The 17498-nt window shown below is 53.8% G+C and carries 17 protein-coding genes and 1 pseudogene; 7 read left to right on the top strand and 11 right to left on the bottom strand.

All coding sequences use genetic code 11. The features are described from left to right. Positions 1-477: GGDEF domain-containing protein (locus tag TRICHSKD4_RS30970; protein WP_040617382.1), on the top strand; the 477-nt coding region annotated here is incomplete at its 5' end. Between the two features lie 9 nt (positions 478-486). Here the strand turns inward: TRICHSKD4_RS30970 and rarD are convergent. Genes rarD through cysS form a run of 5 tightly spaced genes read right to left on the bottom strand, consistent with a single transcriptional unit; the run spans position 487 to position 5471 of the window. After that, positions 487-1434, bottom strand: coding sequence for an EamA family transporter RarD (rarD, locus tag TRICHSKD4_RS23945; protein ID WP_009759820.1), 948 nt, complete (start codon positions 1432-1434; stop codon positions 487-489). A gap of 27 nt (positions 1435-1461) precedes the next feature. Beyond that, on the bottom strand, positions 1462-3057 hold the full coding sequence (cimA, locus tag TRICHSKD4_RS23940) for a citramalate synthase (protein WP_009759819.1): 1596 nt from the start codon (positions 3055-3057) through the stop codon (positions 1462-1464). After that, positions 3054-3527: a GFA family protein gene (locus TRICHSKD4_RS23935; RefSeq protein WP_040617381.1), complete on the bottom strand. Its 474-nt coding sequence runs from the start codon at positions 3525-3527 to the stop codon at positions 3054-3056. Before TRICHSKD4_RS23935 ends, cimA begins: the two co-directional genes overlap by 4 nt. Continuing rightward, complete coding sequence (locus tag TRICHSKD4_RS23930) at positions 3524-4027, bottom strand: GFA family protein (RefSeq protein ID WP_009759817.1); 504 nt, start codon at positions 4025-4027, stop codon at positions 3524-3526. Before TRICHSKD4_RS23930 ends, TRICHSKD4_RS23935 begins: the two co-directional genes overlap by 4 nt. Positions 4028-4037: 10 nt before the next feature. After that, on the bottom strand, positions 4038-5471 hold the full coding sequence (gene cysS / locus TRICHSKD4_RS23925; protein ID WP_009759816.1) for a cysteine--tRNA ligase: 1434 nt from the start codon (positions 5469-5471) through the stop codon (positions 4038-4040). Between the two features lie 259 nt (positions 5472-5730). On the opposite strand from cysS, the gene TRICHSKD4_RS23920 reads away from it, so the two are divergent. From TRICHSKD4_RS23920 to TRICHSKD4_RS23910, 4 genes are all read left to right on the top strand, one after another. Further along, positions 5731-7020 (top strand): L,D-transpeptidase family protein, encoded by a 1290-nt coding sequence (locus TRICHSKD4_RS23920; protein WP_009759814.1) that lies wholly within the window; start codon positions 5731-5733, stop codon positions 7018-7020. After that, on the top strand, positions 6911-7387 hold the full coding sequence (locus TRICHSKD4_RS31380) for a L,D-transpeptidase family protein (RefSeq protein ID WP_208993169.1): 477 nt from the start codon (positions 6911-6913) through the stop codon (positions 7385-7387). Before TRICHSKD4_RS23920 ends, TRICHSKD4_RS31380 begins: the two co-directional genes overlap by 110 nt. A 144-nt stretch (positions 7388-7531) precedes the next feature. Further along, complete coding sequence (locus tag TRICHSKD4_RS23915) at positions 7532-7720, top strand: hypothetical protein (protein WP_009759812.1); 189 nt, start codon at positions 7532-7534, stop codon at positions 7718-7720. 110 nt (positions 7721-7830) lie between these two features. Beyond that, the gene (locus tag TRICHSKD4_RS23910) at positions 7831-8181 is read left to right on the top strand and encodes a metalloregulator ArsR/SmtB family transcription factor (protein ID WP_040617380.1); all 351 of its coding nucleotides are present in this window, start codon (positions 7831-7833) and stop codon (positions 8179-8181) included. Positions 8182-8216: 35 nt separating this feature from the next. On the opposite strand, the gene TRICHSKD4_RS23905 is transcribed toward TRICHSKD4_RS23910, so the two are convergent. Continuing rightward, positions 8217-8723: a CreA family protein gene (locus TRICHSKD4_RS23905; protein WP_009759810.1), complete on the bottom strand. Its 507-nt coding sequence runs from the start codon at positions 8721-8723 to the stop codon at positions 8217-8219. A gap of 313 nt (positions 8724-9036) precedes the next feature. Beyond that, positions 9037-9981, bottom strand: a pseudogene (locus TRICHSKD4_RS23900) (MBL fold metallo-hydrolase); the annotation flags it as partial. A gap of 369 nt (positions 9982-10350) precedes the next feature. Between TRICHSKD4_RS23900 and TRICHSKD4_RS23890 the strand changes: the two are divergent. Together TRICHSKD4_RS23890 and TRICHSKD4_RS23885 are read left to right on the top strand one after the other, a co-directional pair. Next, positions 10351-10845, top strand: a complete 495-nt coding sequence (locus TRICHSKD4_RS23890; RefSeq protein ID WP_009759808.1) for a MarR family winged helix-turn-helix transcriptional regulator — start codon at positions 10351-10353, stop codon at positions 10843-10845. 139 nt (positions 10846-10984) lie between these two features. Beyond that, positions 10985-12412 (top strand): DUF2865 domain-containing protein, encoded by a 1428-nt coding sequence (locus TRICHSKD4_RS23885; RefSeq protein ID WP_009759807.1) that lies wholly within the window; start codon positions 10985-10987, stop codon positions 12410-12412. Here the strand turns inward: TRICHSKD4_RS23885 and gltX are convergent. The 4 genes from gltX to TRICHSKD4_RS23865 form a co-directional block, all read right to left on the bottom strand. After that, the gene (gltX, locus tag TRICHSKD4_RS23880) at positions 12372-13736 is read right to left on the bottom strand and encodes a glutamate--tRNA ligase (protein ID WP_009759806.1); all 1365 of its coding nucleotides are present in this window, start codon (positions 13734-13736) and stop codon (positions 12372-12374) included. The genes TRICHSKD4_RS23885 and gltX overlap by 41 nt on opposite strands. Positions 13737-13791: 55 nt before the next feature. Further along, on the bottom strand, positions 13792-15039 hold the full coding sequence (locus tag TRICHSKD4_RS23875; RefSeq protein ID WP_009759805.1) for a nitrate/nitrite transporter: 1248 nt from the start codon (positions 15037-15039) through the stop codon (positions 13792-13794). Between the two features lie 51 nt (positions 15040-15090). Next, positions 15091-16758 carry an NAD+ synthase gene (locus TRICHSKD4_RS23870; protein WP_009759804.1) on the bottom strand — a complete coding sequence of 556 codons (1668 nt, stop codon included), beginning with the start codon at positions 16756-16758 and terminating at the stop codon, positions 15091-15093. An 83-nt stretch (positions 16759-16841) separates the two neighbouring features. Beyond that, positions 16842-17393 (bottom strand): response regulator, encoded by a 552-nt coding sequence (locus TRICHSKD4_RS23865; protein WP_009759803.1) that lies wholly within the window; start codon positions 17391-17393, stop codon positions 16842-16844. Positions 17394-17498 lie beyond the last annotated feature (105 nt).

Here is a 17498-nt window from a genome sequence, read left to right as displayed (position 1 = left end):
CGCGATCCGCTCACCGGGCTCTACAACAGACGATATCTGTTTTCGCAAGCAAGCCAATCGGTGAAGGCCGCGCAAAACGACGACAAGAGCTTTTGGGTCTGTCTGCTGGACATCGACAAATTCAAGTCAATCAATGACACCTACGGCCACATTGCCGGAGACACCACATTGGTGACTTTTGCGCGCGAGTTGCAGGCTATGGCCGGACCGGAAGACCATGTACTGCGGCTTGGCGGCGATGAATTTTGCATTCTTGCAAAGGCAGACTGCCAAGAAGAAGTGGAAGTCAAAATGCAGACGTTCATCGAAAAGCTGCGTTTGGCCGGCATCAAGCTTGAGCAAGGTCCTATCAAGGTAACCGCCAGCGTCGGGATCGCGCAGGTGGATGGCACCGATATCGCTGGGGCTCTTGATATGGCGGACATGCGCCTTTACCGCGCCAAGGACACTGGGCGGGACAAACTCATCGCCTGCTAAAGCGAGTCCTCAGGCCTTTTCCAAAGCCGCTTTGCGCCGCGAGGCCTGATATCGCCGATAGCTGTCAAACGTAAAAATAGCCAGTGCCGTCCAGATGATCAGGAAAGTGACCAAACGGGAGGATTCCAGCGGCTCGTTCCAAATGAACACTGCCATCACAAAATGAAGCGACGGCGCGATATATTGCATGATCCCGATTATCACCATCGGCAGTCGCCGCGCTGCGCCTGAAAAAGCGATCAACGGCAGAGCCGTGATAATACCGGTGCCTGCGAGAGCAGCCAATACCGGCAGATTATTCAGGGACAGCGAATCCATTCCCCAACTTGCCGTCAGCATCAAATACCCTGCAGCTAGTGGAACCAATAAGGTCGATTCAGCCAGAAGACCGGGAGTCGGGCGGACCGGTGTCACCTTTCGCACATAAGCATAGCCTGCAAAGGAAAATGCGAGCACGAGGGAGACCCAGGGTAATCCTCCGGTCCAGAGCGCCTGAAGGAAAACAGCCACTGAGGCGAGGCCAACAGCGATCATTTGCAAGGGGTACAGCCGCTCTCTGAGTACAATCAACCCGATTAGAATACTCACCAACGGGTTGATGAAATAGCCAAGCGAGACATCCAGCACCTTTGATTGCCCGATGGCCCAGACGAACACCAGCCAATTGACTCCGATCAAGGCAGCCGACGCACATAACCGAAATACGATCGCCGGCGCGGTCAGGGCTTCCCAAATCTCTGCACCACGATTGCGCAGAAGCAGATACAGACCAACAAAAAACACGGACCAGACAATGCGGTGGGCAACCACGATATCCGCCGAAACGGACGCGGTCAGCTTGTAGTAAGCCGGAAAGAACCCCCACATGCCATAGGCCGCCAGTGCAAGTAAAATCCCGCGTTGCATCTCGTCTTGCGCTGCGGGCGGGCTTTTACCCGTGGGTGTGGCATCAGCCATGAACCGAAACTTTCAAAAAGGCCCGATTCAGGCGACCTCCGCCTTCATCAGGGCATATGTAATGGAGTCGATCAGCGCCTGGAAGGAAGCATCGACAATGTTGCTGGAGACACCGATTGTGAACCATCGGCGATGCGTCCTCACATCCTGACTCTCGATCAGAACGCGTGTCACCGCCCCGGTACCACCGTTGAGAATGCGAACCTTGTAGTCGATGAGTTCAAGTCCGTCGATGGCCGATTGGTATTTTCCAAGGTCCTTGCGCAGCGCCGTATCCAACGCATTGACCGGCCCATTTCCTTCCGCAACGGACATGCGGGTTTCACCGTCAATCACCAGCTTGACAACGGCCTCGGACACGGTGACCACCTCGCCGATTGCGTTAAACCGACGCTCAACCATGACACGGAACGAATCCACATCGAAGTAGGATGGCACTTCGCCGAGGGCCTTGCGTGCCAAAAGCTCAAAAGACGCATCGGCAGCCTCATAAGAATACCCCTTGGCTTCGCGCTCTTTCACCTCTGACAAGAGCCGGTCAAGGCGCGTATCCGCCTTGTCGACTGTAATGCCGAGGCGGTTCAGTTCGCCCAGAAGGTTGCTCTTGCCCGCCTGATCCGAGACAAGAACTCGTCGGCGGTTGCCAATCTTCTCCGGTTCCACATGTTCGTAGGTTTTCGGGTCTTTCAAGATCGCCGAAGCATGAATGCCTGCTTTGGTAGCAAAGGCAGATTCGCCAACATAAGGCGCATGCCGGTTTGGAGCCCGATTGAGAATTTCTTCAAAGGCGTGGGAGATCGACGTGAGGTCCGCCAGTTGCTCCTTGCTGACACCAAGCTCAAACCGCTCCGCATAAGCCTCCTTCAGCATCAGCGTCGGAATGAGCGTGATAAGGTTTGCATTGCCGCACCGCTCGCCAATGCCGTTCAAGGTGCCCTGGATTTGACGCACGCCTGCATTGACAGCTGAAAGCGTATTCGCGACGGCATGCCCGGTGTCATCATGGGTGTGGATGCCCAAATGATCCCCCGGTACGACGGCCTGAACCGCCTTGACGATGTCCGTCACTTCCTCCGGCAGTGTGCCGCCATTGGTGTCACACAACACCACCCATCGTGCCCCGGCATCATAGGCAGCTTTCGCGCAGGCCAATGCATACTCCGGGTTGGCCTTGTAACCATCGAAGAAATGCTCGCAGTCGATCATCGCTTCCTTGCCGGATGCAGTAGCGACCCTCACGCTATCAGAAATGCTTTCGAGATTTTCTTCATTGGTGCAGCCAAGCGCGACCTCAACATGATAGTCCCAGGTCTTGGCAACAAAGCAGCAGGCGTCCGATTTGGAAGACAGGATCTGCGTCAACCCCGGATCGTTGGAAGCCGAGCGTCCCGGTCGTTTGGTCATCCCAAAGGCAGTGAACGTCGCCTTTTCGGTTCGTTTTTCTGAGAAAAACTCAGTATCGGTCGGATTGGCACCGGGATACCCACCTTCGACATAATCAGCACCGAGGCGTTCCAACAGTTCCGCAATCACGACCTTTTCGGCGACCGAAAAATCAATCCCGCTTGTTTGAGCCCCATCGCGAAGCGTGGTGTCGAAGAGATACAAACGGTCTTTGCTCATGACGCTCTTTCCTGCTGGACTTTGGCCATCGGCCAGTCTGGCGTATCGTGATCGGGATGTTGGTAACTGACAGGTTTCGGCCCCTCACCACCACCTTCATAAGGCAGCGAAGGAACTGTTTCACACCACGGAATTTGTGCTTCTATGTCCAATTGAACAGTGGGTGGGGCAAAGGATGGGTCATCAAAGGAAGCAACCGTTACATCAGGGGCACTTCCTTCAAACTCATAGGTGAGCGGTGTCCCGCAATCTGCGCAAAAGCCGCGCTTCACCTTGTCGGAGCTTTGGAAGTGTTTTGGTGCACCGCGTGTACATTTCAGATCACGCGCGGTGACGAGCACGGCATACGGGCCGCCAAGCGCCTTCTGGCACATCCGACAATGACATACTGAAGACCGGCCAAAATCAGACGCCTCAAAGCGTATGGCGCCACATTGGCAACCGCCGGTCTTTTTTTTCGCTTCGCTCATAGTCGTTTTCCCATTGGCCACTCAGGCGTCTCGTAATCCGGATGCTGATGAATACTGGCATCAATTTCCGCAATAATGCTCGCGAATTCCGGGGCATCTTCCTGATCACAGGGGGTTTTGATTACCGCATAAACGAGACTGGGCACCCTGTCGCGCACCCAATGCTGTTTCGTGATTTCTATGGATCCTGGATCATCAAACGCCCCAATCGCCAAGCCGGTGAGATAATAATCCCGGTAAGCAAATACCAACGGCGTACCACAGTTTGAGCAAAATCCGCGGTCCACGACATCAGAAGACGCAAAATATGTCGGCTTGCCTCGTTTCCAAGTCAAATCCGACGTGTCCACATCCACCAGGGGGGCAAAGAAACTGCCAAACGCCTTTTGACACATGCGGCAGTGGCAAATACTGGCCTCCCCCAGTTTGCCCTCTACCCGAAACCGAACAGCACCACATTGGCACCCGCCCGTTTTTACCTCTCCCCCAGATCCGGACATCCCGGTCTCCCTAACGTTTCACTTCCCAAGTGGTGACGCGCTCACCTGTCTCTGCATCCTTGCCGTCTTTGAGCAAAATGCCTTCAGCCGCCAATTCGTCGCGGATTCGATCAGCCTCCGCCCAGTTTTTGGCCTTGAGCTGCTCAAGACGCTCAGAAACACGAGCATCAATCGAAGACGTATCTAGTTCACTTGTATCCGCTTTGACCGGCTGAACGCCCAAGAGCGCAGCCGACGCAGAATAGACACCAAGCATTTCAGGATTCTGTGCAGCCTCAGCAGCCAGTTGATGCAACACCTGAATGGCCGCCACTGTGTTCAAGTCATCCGTTAGCGCTTCAAGAATGGCTTCTGAGGGCGCTGCGTCAGTCTCGATGGGCGCAGGCCATTTGGACAACAATCTCTCCGCCTCTTCCAAACGCTTTTTAGAGAAGTCGATCGGCTCGCGGTAATGGGTCATCAGCATCGCCAGACGCAGCACTTCCCCCGGCCATTTCCGACCACCAAAAGTCTCATCATCCAACAGCTCATGGATGGTGAAGAAGTTGCCCTCGGATTTGGACATCTTGCGGCCTTCCACCTGCAAGAAGCCGTTGTGCATCCAGTAGTTGGACATCTTCTTCGTGCCATTGGCGCAGCACGATTGAGCAATCTCGTTTTCATGGTGGGGGAAGATCAGGTCCAGCCCGCCGCCGTGAATGTCGAAAACCTTGCCGAGGTGATGCTCGCTCATGACCGAGCACTCGATGTGCCAGCCCGGACGCCCCCGGCCCCATGGGCTGTCCCAGCCGGGCTCTTCGTCAGAGGAGAGCTTCCAGAGAACGAAATCTGCCGGGTTTTTCTTGTGCGCCTCAACGGCAATCCGGGCCCCGGCCTTTTGCTCATCCAGATTGCGCTTGGACAAACCGCCATAAGCGGGCATGGAGGTTGTGTCGAACAAAACTTCGCCACTCGCCACATAGGCATTGCCCTTGGCGATCAAGGTATCGATCATGGCGATCATGCCGCCGATATGCCCGGTTGCCCGCGGCTCATGGGTCGGCTCAAGGCAGCCGAGACGCGCGATATCTACATGGAACTGATTGGCCGTCCGTTCTGTGACTTTGGCAATCGCCTCATTCAACGGAAGGTCTGGGTGATCTCGAAGCGCCCGCGCGTTGATCTTGTCGTCTACGTCCGTGATGTTTCGGGCATAGGTGACATTCTCGCCGCCGTACAGGTGATTGAGCAAGCGGAACAGCACGTCAAAGACAATGACCGGGCGGGCGTTGCCGATATGAGCAAAGTCGTACACCGTCGGCCCACAGACATACATGCGCACGTTGGCGTCCGAAATAGGAACGAAGTCTTCCTTGGTTCGGGTCAAGGTGTTGGTGACCCGCAGTCCCTTGAAGGTGCCGTCTCGCTTGTCAGCGTTCGGCGTCGCTTTATCGGCGGCGCTCATGTCAAACCGTCTCCTGGCCGGCTGGCCGGGCGGTCCGTCTTAAGGAGAAAATGCCAAAAGGGGATCGGCCACAGCCAGCGGTGTCGCTAGCTGCAAATAATGGTGATCGAAATGATGTTCCAAGTGGCCATCATCATGGCGCTTCTTATGGACCGGTTTTCTTTTTACCGTCAAGGGCCGTTTTTCCTGCGGCGACGTGAAACTGGACAGTGACCACATGTGAGATAGGGTGAAACCGGGCAGGAATCAGGGGGCTGATATGTCGACATTTTTGAACTGGATCAAAGTTTTGGCAGCGGCAGGCACTCTTGCCCTGAGCAGCACACAGGCCACTTGGGCAGACCGGATCCCGATCCCTGTTCCCTCGCCGTCCGCTGCAAAACTGCGCGGCCCGGTCGTCGAACCGGCAACGCCCATTGCCAGAGCCATTCGCGATGTCCTGCCAGCTTCGATCGATGCCGGTCTGAAACGTGTCTATGAAGCGCGCGGCTATGCCCCTTTCTGGCTGACAAAAGACGGAGCTACGGAACAGGCATTCTTCGTGTTGGAGGCGTTTTCAGCCGCAAATGATCATGCTCTGAACCCAGACAACTATGGACCACTGGAGTTCATCGACCGAGCACGCGCAGCCCAAAACGCGGAAGATTGGGCATCCATCGAAGTTGATCTCAGCATTCAGTTTCTCAGGTATGCGACCCACGTCTCATCTGGCCGGGTGCAGCCGAACAAGATCAACAAGGCATTGAATATTTTCCCGGATAGACCCAAGGCCAAGGACCTGTTCCACGCACTTGAGACAACATCAAATTTCAGCGCATTTCTGGACAGCTTACCGCTGCAAACCGCCAGCTACCTGCGCCTCCAGATACGTTTGGGAGAGTACCGGGAAAAAGCTGCGAATGGTGGATTTACATCCATTCCAAAAGGCGAGGTTCTCAAACCGGAAATGATCGACCCGCGCGTTCCAACCCTCAAGGAACGACTGGTTCAGGAAGATTTTCTACTCGCCGAACAGCATTCGGGATCCACCTACAATGGCGCGTTGGTCGAGGCCGTGAAAAACTTTCAATCCTATCATGGACTGGAAGTCGACGGCATTATTGGCAAAAGCACACTGGAAGCATTGAATGTTTCGATTAATGACCGGTTGATCCAGATGGAACTCAATATGGAGCGGCGTCGGTGGATGCCGGACAATCTCGGCGACACCTATGTGTTCGTTAATCTGGCCGACCAGGCGCTGAAAGTCGTTCGCAACGGCAAAACATGGCACACAACACCAGTCATTGTCGGCAAGCCCTATCATGCTACACCGGTCTTTTCCGATGTCATGACCTATGTCGAGGTGAACCCCTATTGGAATGTGCCCTATTCCATCTCAACAAGAGAGTATCTGCCAAAGCTGCAAGCAAACGCCAACGCGCTTTCCGAAAAAAAACATGCGGGTATTTCTGAACGGAAAGGAAGTTGCGTCTTCAAACGTCAACTGGTCAGCTTATTCACGGCGAAACTTCCCTTTCCAGCTGCGCCAGGACCCGGGACCGGATAACGCGCTCGGGCGGATCAAGTTCATTTTTCCGAACGAATTCAATATCTACATTCATGACACTCCCACCAAGTCCTTGTTCAATCGTGCACAACGCGACTTCAGCCACGGCTGCATCCGCGTCGCCAAACCCTTTGACCTTGGCGATGTCCTGCTTTCGCCTGAAGGCTATTCGAAAGGGAAACTGGAAAAGATCCGGGACGGTCAAAAAAGAACCGTCATCAAGTTGAACAAGCCACTTAAAGTGCACCTCACCTATCTGACCGCCTGGATGAACAAGGACGGCTCCACTCATTTCAGGCGTGACATCTACAGCCGCGACGCGGTTTTGTTGAAGGCACTCCGGGAGGCGATGGTCAAGAACCTTTAAAACTCAGGAAAACCCAATAGATTTCATAAACATCAAACGCGTTTACGATCCTGAACCGAACCTGAATATGTGCCTCAGCCTTGGTTCAAAGCCGGTCTCCTAAAGTGGCTTCAATCACGTCACCGCTTCAAAGAGAGCCAACCCATGTTGAACCGTTTGTTTGTTGTCATGTTCATCCTGACCCTGTTCGCAGCTCCGATTGCGGGAATTTTGAGCTTTGCCGGCGGCACACAAATGTCCGCTAAAGAAGTTCAGCAAAAGACCCTGTGCCTGACAACGGGCGTAAGCTGTGGGTCCGGCCACATCGTTCTACCAGCCCTCGGACGCATCTAGGGTCTGGACCCAAATCGAGGCTGCTTTCGGCAAAATGTAAAACCTGTGAATCGAGTGGAGTTCCGTTAGGTTTGCTTGCAGCGCAGCAAAAAGTTTGGCACATTCAACTAATGGATACCAAGGCCCTTGAAGAAAACGCAGAAGATGCTGCTCAGTTTCTGAAGATGCTGGCTTCTGCGCCGCGCCTGCTTTTGATGTGTCATATGTCGGAAGACGAGTGCAGTGTCGGCGATCTGGCCGAGAAAACAGGTATGCGTTTGCCAACTGTTTCTCAGCAGCTCTCCTTGCTCCGCAGTCAAGGCCTCGTCGCAACGCGTCGAGATGGAACGACCATCTATTACAGACTGGCGAGCGATCCCACCCGCGAGATCATGGCCGTACTATACAAGAACTTCTGTGCAGGCGACGTGCTTCCGCATATGCTCGCAGAAACTAGCGACTATACTGCCGACGCCAAATAAAGGCAGTCGGCTGCGCCATCATTCGTTCTCCGAACTCAGTCAGTCAGGTATTCGCTACAACGTGGCGGCTCTTGATCGCCCCACGGCATGATTGGCACGGTTGAAGTGGAGTTTTTCGGGCTACCTTCCACGAGTTTGTCTGAATAAACGAGATAGACCAACACGTTCCGCTTGGCGTCACAGCCACGCACGATTTGCATCTTCTTGAAAAACAATGACCGGCGCTGACGGAACATTTCCTCACCCTGCTCAAACTCCCCCTTGAAGACAATCGGCCCAACCTGCCGACACGCAAGAGAAACGTCAGATACTTCTTCGGCTACACCGATCCAACCGGACAATCCACCTTTTTCCGGCACCGTGAAGTGACAGGCGACGCCATCCACCAGCGGGTCATCCACCGCATAGGTGGCAAGTTTGTGGTCGGGTGTTAGAAACTTCCAGACTGTCGATTTCTTGAAGATCAGGTCTGGTTCGTCGGCGGCGAGAGCTGGCGATGCAAGCAGTCCCAACAGAGCACAGGCGGCAAAAAACAAACGCATTGGTCAAGAACCTCGTTTCAGTCAAAGTGACCTACATGTGGGTTCTCAGATCCAATGCGTCCAACATTATTTTTCGATACTGGGCATTCTTTTGCAATTCGCGCCCAGAGATACTTCACGCAGAAGCCAATTGCCCTTCCTTGCGAACCTCATCTGCAAACTCATCTGATATGCCAAGCGCTTCCAGCTCGTCCGCCGTTGGGGCTTCATCTGCAGCAGCGTCGACCATATCTTCAAGTTCAAGGTCGAGCACATCTTCCGTCGGCTCCACCTCGTCTTGCGCATTACCTTGGCGCGCTGTCAGATCCACGTCTTTCAAAGCATCCCAAAGGTCTTGATCGCGTTCGCGCGTCCAAACCTGTGGCGTTTCTATACCGAGCGCCTGATCATAGGCCCGTGCGACATTGAATGGCATGCAATGATCATAAATCGCATAGTCGCCAAACATGGGATCCATGACAGACTTCACCGCCTGGAACGTATCTCTGAGGCCTTTACCCTGATGTACCGCAGTTTGAGCCGTATCCCGCAAGGTGGTCACAAACTCACGGGTTTCATCCAAAGCCCGCTGCACAGGAACCTCACCGAGAAGAGCTTCACCACGCCCGGGAACCAACGCTTTCGGGCGAAACGCGGCGATACGGTCGAGCGCTCTTGGCCAATCATCCAAATGTGCATCACCGCAGTAGCAGGCAACTTTGTTTTCAACCAGATCACCGGCAAAGAGCACAGCAGATCCCGGAACCCACACCACAACGTCTCCCATCGTATGTCCACGCCCCAAATGCATGAGCCTCACCTCACGATTGCCGAGGTTCAGCGACAATGAAGAGGCAAATGTCATTGTGGGTGTTGTGACACCGGGAATGCTGTCTTGATCCTCAAACAAGCGAGGAAAACGCTCGCGTTGCGCGGCCCAGTCGGATTCTCCGCGAGACGCAATCATGCGGCGTGTCAGATCAGATGCGATAATTTCACTTGCGCCATATGCGCTGGCCCCGAGCGAGCGAACCGAATGATAATGGGTCAACGCCACATATTTGACCGGCATGTCTGTCACCTGCTCGATGCAGGCCATCACTTTGCTGGCTGTTGCAGGCGTCGCCTGCGCGTCTATCACCAAAACCGCATCATCGCCAACGACCACACCGGAATTCGGATCGCCAGAAGCGGTAAAGGCATAACACCCGGTTCCGACCTCACGAAACGAAACAGGTTTCTCATCTGTATCCATGATCGAAGCAAAGTGTTTAGTCATGATGCGCCCCGCTGATTGTCCAGACCTGACCAATCAAGTCGATCGATAACTGGCACCCTTAGAAAGATGCCGCTCACATTTACTAGGATGTTCTCAGGAGTTATGCTTGATTCGCAAATCGAGGCACCGCAAATACTAATCTCTTTTAACCTTTTCAACAGCAAGTTAGTATTCTCCAGAACAAAACTGGCTGTTGTGTAATTTCCGTCCGTCATTTTTTGCAATTCAGTTTTAAATACGCAGATGTTCAACATCACGATAATTTGGAGTATAGCCGCCTTATCGTTTAAGTTTTTGGCGGTGGGCGAGTGACCATGACCTGCCTTAAGTCAGAAAAATTGACAGCTACGGCAATTAGGATTTTTCAAAATGCAGCCTTCTGACGCCTCAAATTCGCCAGAACAGGAGAGCCAGAACACCCCAGTGCTGTCACTCGACCAGTTTTTGCCTTACCAGCTAAATTTTCTTGCAGAAGAAGTCAGCCGGTCCTTTTCTCGGATCTACGCAGACCAGTTTGGCATCTCCATTCCAGAGTGGCGCGTCGTTGCAATTCTCGGCCAATCCGGCACTGTAACTGCTAAAGCAATCGGCCTTCGCAGCACCATGCACAAAACGAAAGTTAGCCGAGCCATTACGGCACTGGAAGACCGCGGTTTCGTCGCACGCCAGGCAAATTCTCAGGATTTGCGCGAAAGCTTCATTGAACTCACAGAAAGCGGCAAAGCCATGTATCGGGAGCTGGTTCCTCAGGCTCTGGGATTCAATGCACTGTTAAAATCTACTCTTACAGAAAACGAACAAACGGTTCTTGAGACGGCCTTCAAGCGGCTCCACAAAGCCTCTGAAACATTTCGCACCAAATAAAGGCTCTTGTTCACTTGGAAAGCCGTAACGTTAACCTTGCCTAGCAGATTTTTAGATAATCTGAGCAAAATTGGTAATATTTGGCATTGGGACTTTGCTCCCGCCCAAACCGCACACCATCCAGCGGAACACGAAACGAATGCTGACACGGCGCATGACCAAATGGCTGGCACGCACATCAATGATGTCGTTCGGACTGCTTTTATTGCTTGTGCCGATCGACGGTCATGCTGCCTCGTGCAAGGCGCTTAAGTCCGAGCTTTCACGCCTTTCCGCAAACAGCGGCAGCGCCGAGGCTGCCAAATGGCGGACTGCGAAAAAGCGTCAGCAAGCTGCCCTGACCGGAGCAGAACGTGATGCCCGGTATTTCCAATGCGATGTCCAAACCCGTTCTGCAAAGTGTCGTGGACTGAACAGCAAGATCCGCAAGATGCACAAAAACCTTGCGGCCATAGAACGCCAAATAAAAAAGGCCGACGCACGTGGAACGAATACGGCTCGGATTGCGCAAATCCAACGGACTCTGACCCGACAGAATTGCAATGGTGGTGGTCGCAACCAGACAAAAACCCAATCAGCTTCAAACGAGCAAAAGGGTTTCTTTCAAAAGCTATTCGCCAAAAAGTCCGAAACTGTAGAAGCGCAGGATCCCAAATATCAAACGCTTCCAAATGGTCTGGTTGTGGCGACGCGCGGAAACCCAGTGACGCCAGCGCCTGATATCAGCTCCAATCAGCTTAAACCGCAAAAAGCCCGTCTGCGCCTGAGCATTGATGACGACAGGCCTCGCAGCTCGGCAAGTGTTGCAAGTGGGCCGACCTATCGCACAATGTGCGTGCGCACTTGTGACGGGTTCTATTTCCCGATCAGCTTTTCAACCAAGGAAAAGTTCTTCGCCGAAGACGCCATGCGCTGCGCGGAAATGTGTCCCGCGGTCAAGACCGAACTCTTTAGCCACCCCAACCCAGGTGGCCTACCAAAAGATATGATATCCATGGCGGGCGAGGCATACATCGAAATGGCAAATGCCTACCGCTTTCGCAAAGAAGTGGTTGAAGGCTGCAGCTGTCGACGTGGCGATCAAAGCGTCGCAAACGGAAAGCTGACGAATATCAGCCTCTCCGGCAATCCGTTAAGCAACCCGTATGCCGGGTCTCAAGGCCAAACCAAAAGCGGCCCATTCGGCGGGTATAATCCGTTTGCCATAACGCCCATGGCTTTGGAGCATATTCCGCAGCGGCTGGACCCCGCGACACGGGAAGACATGCTTGGTGGCTTCAATTCCGCGGCACGGTTGCCTCAAGTCATCAAACCCAAGGTAGCGCGCGAAAATGGACAATTGGGCACAACCGGCAAACGCTCGTTGCCGGTATTGGGCAGCATAACCTTGCGCGGTAAAAAGCCGGTAGAACCATTCACCCCTTTGGTCAACGCAACCACAAAAAAACCGGCTGACGAAGCCACGCCGGTTTTCTCTTCTCTTGATGATACGCCTGTCTCAATCCAATCGAAGGACGAGAGGGCTTCTATTCGGGTAGTCGGTCCAGACTATTTTGTCGCCCAATAAAGGGAAGAAAATCCTTCATATCCGGGCCATGGCTGAGACCGGTCAATGCCTTGCGGAGCGGCATGAAAAGCCCCCGCCCCTTGCGACCTGTTTCAGACTTCACAGCTGACGTCCAAGCCCCCCATGTATCAACTGTGACGTCCCCTTCAGGAAATAGTGAGCGGGCAGATTTCAGGAAGTCGCGGTCCTCGTCGTCAATCTCGCCGTCGATGCTGCCAGAGACAATCTGCCAATATTGAGCTGCATCCTGAACTTTTTCACAGTTGCCGCGCACGGTTTGCCAGAAGGCCTCTCCACCAGAAACGCCTAGAGCTTCCAGACGATCTTGAACAGCTTCAAAAGGCAGGTCATGAACAATGCGGGCATTCAGGCCGACAATCTCAGCCGGATCGAATTTGGCAGAAGAGCGGGATACGGATGTCAGGTCAAAATCGGCGGCAAGCGCATGCAGATCAGAGAACGGCTCAACCGCATGGCTGGTACCCGTCAATACGGCGACACAAGAAACGGACATGGCTTCAAGGCCATCTTCACGCAAAGAGCCGATGGACAAAGACCCCTTCCGCTTGGACAGTCCCTCCCCGTCATGGGTCGTCAGAAGATTGTGATGACCAAACACCGGCGGAATTGCGCCCAGCGCCTTGAAGATCGGAATCTGAACGCCTGTATTGGCAACGTGGTCTTCGCCGCGAATAACGTGGGTCACACCCATATCCGCGTCGTCGACAATAGACGGCAACGTATAAAGATACGTCCCATCAGCGCGGATCAGAACCGGATCAGACAGAGAGGCCAGATCAACAGACTGCTCCCCGCGCACCAGATCATTCCAGGTGACTTCGGTCCGCTTTGTCTGAAACGGATCACCATCATGATTGGGCAAGACAAAACGCCAATGCGGCTTGCGCCCTTCCGCTTCAAAAGCTGCCTTTTCTTCATCCGTCAGCTTCAAGCCTGCACGATCATAGACCGGCGGACGGCCAAGGGCCCGTGCACGGGAGCGACGGCGCTCCAGCTCATCCGGTGTCTCATAACAAGGATAAAGGAGCCCTGCTTCTTTCAGCTTTTCCGCAGCCGCATCATAAGACGCAAAGCGATCCGATTGCTTTTCCACCACATCAGGCTGAATGCCGATCCAAGCCAGATCTTGTGCAATGGATTGTGCGTATTCTTCCCTAGAGCGTTCGACGTCAGTATCGTCGTAGCGCAGGATGAACTTGCCGTTCTCCTTTTTGGCATAAAGCCAGTTGAACAGAGCCGGCCGAAGATTGCCGATGTGAATGTGGCCCGTCGGAGACGGTGCAAAACGTACGGTAACAGTCATGGGTCTCAGGTAGCTTGAGGAGGGATGCGGGGCAAGCCCCTTTGCAAGATATCCCTTATTGCAGGGTTCTTTTTCGAAGCGCAACAGATGCCTGCAAAAGAGCAAACACCATCAAAAGACAATACACCCCCATTCCGGCCACTTGCACGTTATAGGAGACGGCGGCATCAATCAGCCATCCCATTGCTCCCGGCCCTGCAGCAGATGCAAACACCATCAGTGCAAAGGCAACGGCACGGATCGCCCCAACATGCCGTGTTCCGTATGCTTCTGGCCACAAAGCGCCGATAAGAGTTGCTGCAAATCCGTTCCCCATCCCCAGGAGACCCATATAAACAAACGCGACGATTGGCGATGTGAAAGAAGCAAGCGCAAAGCAACCAAGCATCAACGGCATAAGGGTCAAGGCGAGAAGTTGGCGCGCCGAATAGCGATCAACCAGACCACCAGCCAAAACGGAACTGGCGACCGAGAATACAGCCATCACAATGAAGGCCGAGGCAAAGAGTTCTTTCGTCCAGCCTTTCAGCTCAACAAGATAGGCTTGGTGAAACATAATGGCCGTTCCAAAACAGGGCGGCGCTAAAATCCCCGCAGAGATGATCCAGAACACAGGGTCCTTTAGAACCTCTGAACGGGTCCATTGTCGACCTTCTGCTGCCCGTGCCTCGTTATCCGCTGCACTGGGTGTTCGTTCTTTTGCCAGAAGAAACAAAATCAGCGGCAGCGCGACCAGCACCATCAGTCCAGCCGCCACAAACCAACTGTTGCGCCAACCAATTACGAGCGACAAGGCAACAAACGTGACAGGCAAAATGGCCTCCCCGCTTGGAAATCCCATGATCGCAATCGACATGGCACGGCCACGCTGCGCGGAAAACCACTTGCTGACCGCCGTCAAGGCTGTGTGGGTCATCATTCCCTGACCAAAAAGGCGCAAGGCAAAGATGACAACAAACAGCGCCCAAACCGAGGGTACTAGGGCCATTCCCAAACAGGCGAGCGTCAAACCGACCATGACGCCCGTAGCTGTCACAGACGAGGAAAAATCATCGGCCAGCTTGCCAAGCCAAGGAAGCGCAAGTGCGCTGCCAAGCGTAGCGAGCATATATATACCGCCGACGTCTCCGTGACTCAGGCCAAACTCTTCACGAATGTCCCCAGCGAAAAGGGATATGAAATAGGTTTGGCCAAACCCTGAAAAGAAGGTCAGCAGGTAGGCGGCCAACAGCCAGCGGAAATTCGCCCGCAAGAAAGCGAAATAGGACACAGAGCGATCCAGTTCGAAATTCAGAGGGAACATCCCCCTGTTGAAGAAACCGGAACCAAAGTCACGCGCCCTAACCTTGCAGCGCTATGACCGGTCCCGAAAGCGGTTGGTAATGGGGTAACGACGGTCCTTGCCGAAGTTTCGGCTTGTGATCTTCACCCCGGGAGGGGCCTGACGCCGTTTGTATTCAGCAATGTAAAGCAGATGCTCCACCTTGTGAATAAGCGCCTTATCATGACCTCGTGCCTCAATCTCATTCACCGACATTTCCTCTTCCACGAGGCAATTGAGAATGTCGTCCAGAACATCGTAAGGCGGCAGCGAATCCTGATCCGTCTGGTTTTCCCTGAGTTCGGCGGTCGGAACCTTGGTGATAATATTGGTCGGAATGACCTCTCCCTCTGGCCCTAACATGCCATCTGGCCTGTTGTGGTTGCGCCAATCAGCCAGATGATAGACTTGGGTCTTGTAGAGATCCTTGATCGGATTGTAGCCGCCGTTCATATCTCCATAGAGTGTCGCGTAACCAACTGACATCTCTGATTTGTTGCCAGTGGTCACAACCATGTGTCCAAACTTGTTGGAAACCGCCATGAGGATCACCCCACGGGCACGGGACTGTAGGTTCTCTTCTGTCGTATCGCTCTTTGTTCCCGCAAACAGATCACTCAACACGTTGGTGAATCCCAGAACTGGCTCCTCAATGGGAACCGTGTCATAGCGAATGCCAAGGGCAGCTGCACATTCAGCTGCATCCTTGATGCTTTCCTCTGACGTGTAGCGATAGGGCAGCATAATCGCGTGTACTTTGTCAGCCCCAAGCGCATCGACGGCCATGGCTGCACAAATGGCACTGTCAATACCACCGGAAAGCCCAAGAACCACACCCGGAAATCCGTTTTTGGTCACGTAATCCCTGAGCCCCCGTACACAGGCCTGCCAGTTGGCCGTATCTAGATCAGGCAGTGCCGCTTTCGGACCGCTTTCACAAACCCAGATTTCATCTTCGCCCTTCACCCACTCGGTAACGGCAAGATCGGACGTGAACTGCGACATCTGAAACGCCAGCGTGCGGTTTGCCTGCAAACCGAAGGAACCGCCATCAAAGACCAGTTCATCCTGCCCGCCGATTTGATTGCAGTAGATCAGCGGCAGATCACTTTCCACCACGCGGGAAACAACCACCTGCAGGCGCTCTTCAGCCCGATTGTGCCAATACGGAGATCCATTCGGCACAAGAAGAAGTTCAGCACCTGTTTCAGCAAGACACTCACAAACTTCGTCGTTCCAGATGTCTTCACAGATGGGCACACCTAAGCGCACACCGCGAAAATCCATCGGCCCCGGAAGCGGGCCTGCTGCAAACACACGCTTTTCATCAAAGACGCTGTAGTTCGGCAGATCATATTTGTAGCGGATGCTTTTGATCTCACCATCATCAACGAGAGCAACCGCATTATAAAGCTGACCGTCCTCGGCCCAGGGCGATCCGATTAAGAGGCCAGGCCCCTCACCTTTTGTCTCGCTCGCAAGCTCTGACACCAGATCCATGCAGCGCTGCACAAAGGCAGGTTTCAGCACGAGGTCCTCAGGCGGATACCCGGATAAGGTCAATTCCGGACAAAGCACCAGATCAGCACCGAGCTGCGCGGCTTCATCGCGGGCCTTCCGCACCTTGTCAGCATTTCCGGTGAGATCACCAACTGTCGGGTTAAGTTGCGCGACAGCAATTCGAATACGATCAGTTATCATGAGACTCGGGCATCAAAGTGGATATGACACACCTCTATCCCCCTGCTGGCGCTCATGCAATCAACGAAAATGCGCAGCAACGTTCAAAGCAACGCCATATCACTATCATCCTCTGCGTCAGCGGGCGCAGGTGGTGGTGTTGCGCCCCTTGCTTCACGTGCCAGTGCCGCCAGGGGCTGCTCCCGTTTCGGGAGACGTTTGAGACCAATACCCATGGTTCGCGCCTCGCTGTCTTGGCGCATCAGGATGTTCACGACATGCTGATAGAGAAGCGTGGGAGAGACCGGTTTGGCAATGAAACCGTGAATACCCAGCTTGACGGCCTCAATCACCGTAGAGCGCTGACATTGCGCGCTTACAATCAAGACCGGTGTTGTTCTCAGTTGGTGATCTTTTTCTGCACGCAAAATCCGCAGAAAATCCGAACCGGATACCGGTACCATGGACCAGTCCAACAAAATCACATCGGGGTAGCGCTCGATAGCAAACTCCAACCCATCGGCACCATCACCTGCATCGAAAATTTGCCGAACACCAAATCCGGCTAAAATCGACCGCAGGATACTGCGCATGTGGGCGTTGTCTTCAACCACCAAGAATGACGTGTGGGACAAGTCCCGCTTCGCCAGCTGCACCGGTTAACCCCTTACTTAATTCCGCCAATAAATAACCTTGGTGTCGTTAAGGGAGTTTTACCGATATCCGGAATTTTACCGTTCGTAAGCATTACCAATAAGAAA

Source organism: Roseibium sp. TrichSKD4 (assembly GCF_000148725.1).
In the GTDB taxonomy this organism is placed as follows: domain Bacteria; phylum Pseudomonadota; class Alphaproteobacteria; order Rhizobiales; family Stappiaceae; genus Roseibium.
Note: the sequence above shows the minus strand (reverse complement) of the source record. Positions and strands in the feature narration are given on the sequence as shown.

What these genes read in the sequence shown, in the direction of transcription:
- rarD (WP_009759820.1), bottom strand. Translation starts at nt 1,434, where the DNA reads ATGGCTGATGCCACACCCACGGGTAAAAGCCCGCCCGCAGCGCAAGAC.
- cimA (WP_009759819.1), bottom strand. Translation starts at nt 3,057, where the DNA reads ATGAGCAAAGACCGTTTGTATCTCTTCGACACCACGCTTCGCGATGGG.
- TRICHSKD4_RS23935 (WP_040617381.1), bottom strand. Translation starts at nt 3,527, where the DNA reads ATGAGCGAAGCGAAAAAAAAGACCGGCGGTTGCCAATGTGGCGCCATA.
- TRICHSKD4_RS23930 (WP_009759817.1), bottom strand. Translation starts at nt 4,027, where the DNA reads ATGTCCGGATCTGGGGGAGAGGTAAAAACGGGCGGGTGCCAATGTGGT.
- cysS (WP_009759816.1), bottom strand. Translation starts at nt 5,471, where the DNA reads ATGAGCGCCGCCGATAAAGCGACGCCGAACGCTGACAAGCGAGACGGC.
- TRICHSKD4_RS23920 (WP_009759814.1), top strand. Translation starts at nt 5,731, where the DNA reads ATGTCGACATTTTTGAACTGGATCAAAGTTTTGGCAGCGGCAGGCACT.
- TRICHSKD4_RS31380 (WP_208993169.1), top strand. Translation starts at nt 6,911, where the DNA reads ATGCGGGTATTTCTGAACGGAAAGGAAGTTGCGTCTTCAAACGTCAAC.
- TRICHSKD4_RS23915 (WP_009759812.1), top strand. Translation starts at nt 7,532, where the DNA reads ATGTTGAACCGTTTGTTTGTTGTCATGTTCATCCTGACCCTGTTCGCA.
- TRICHSKD4_RS23910 (WP_040617380.1), top strand. Translation starts at nt 7,831, where the DNA reads ATGGATACCAAGGCCCTTGAAGAAAACGCAGAAGATGCTGCTCAGTTT.
- TRICHSKD4_RS23905 (WP_009759810.1), bottom strand. Translation starts at nt 8,723, where the DNA reads ATGCGTTTGTTTTTTGCCGCCTGTGCTCTGTTGGGACTGCTTGCATCG.
- TRICHSKD4_RS23890 (WP_009759808.1), top strand. Translation starts at nt 10,351, where the DNA reads ATGCAGCCTTCTGACGCCTCAAATTCGCCAGAACAGGAGAGCCAGAAC.
- TRICHSKD4_RS23885 (WP_009759807.1), top strand. Translation starts at nt 10,985, where the DNA reads ATGCTGACACGGCGCATGACCAAATGGCTGGCACGCACATCAATGATG.
- gltX (WP_009759806.1), bottom strand. Translation starts at nt 13,736, where the DNA reads ATGACTGTTACCGTACGTTTTGCACCGTCTCCGACGGGCCACATTCAC.
- TRICHSKD4_RS23875 (WP_009759805.1), bottom strand. Translation starts at nt 15,039, where the DNA reads ATGTTCCCTCTGAATTTCGAACTGGATCGCTCTGTGTCCTATTTCGCT.
- TRICHSKD4_RS23870 (WP_009759804.1), bottom strand. Translation starts at nt 16,758, where the DNA reads ATGATAACTGATCGTATTCGAATTGCTGTCGCGCAACTTAACCCGACA.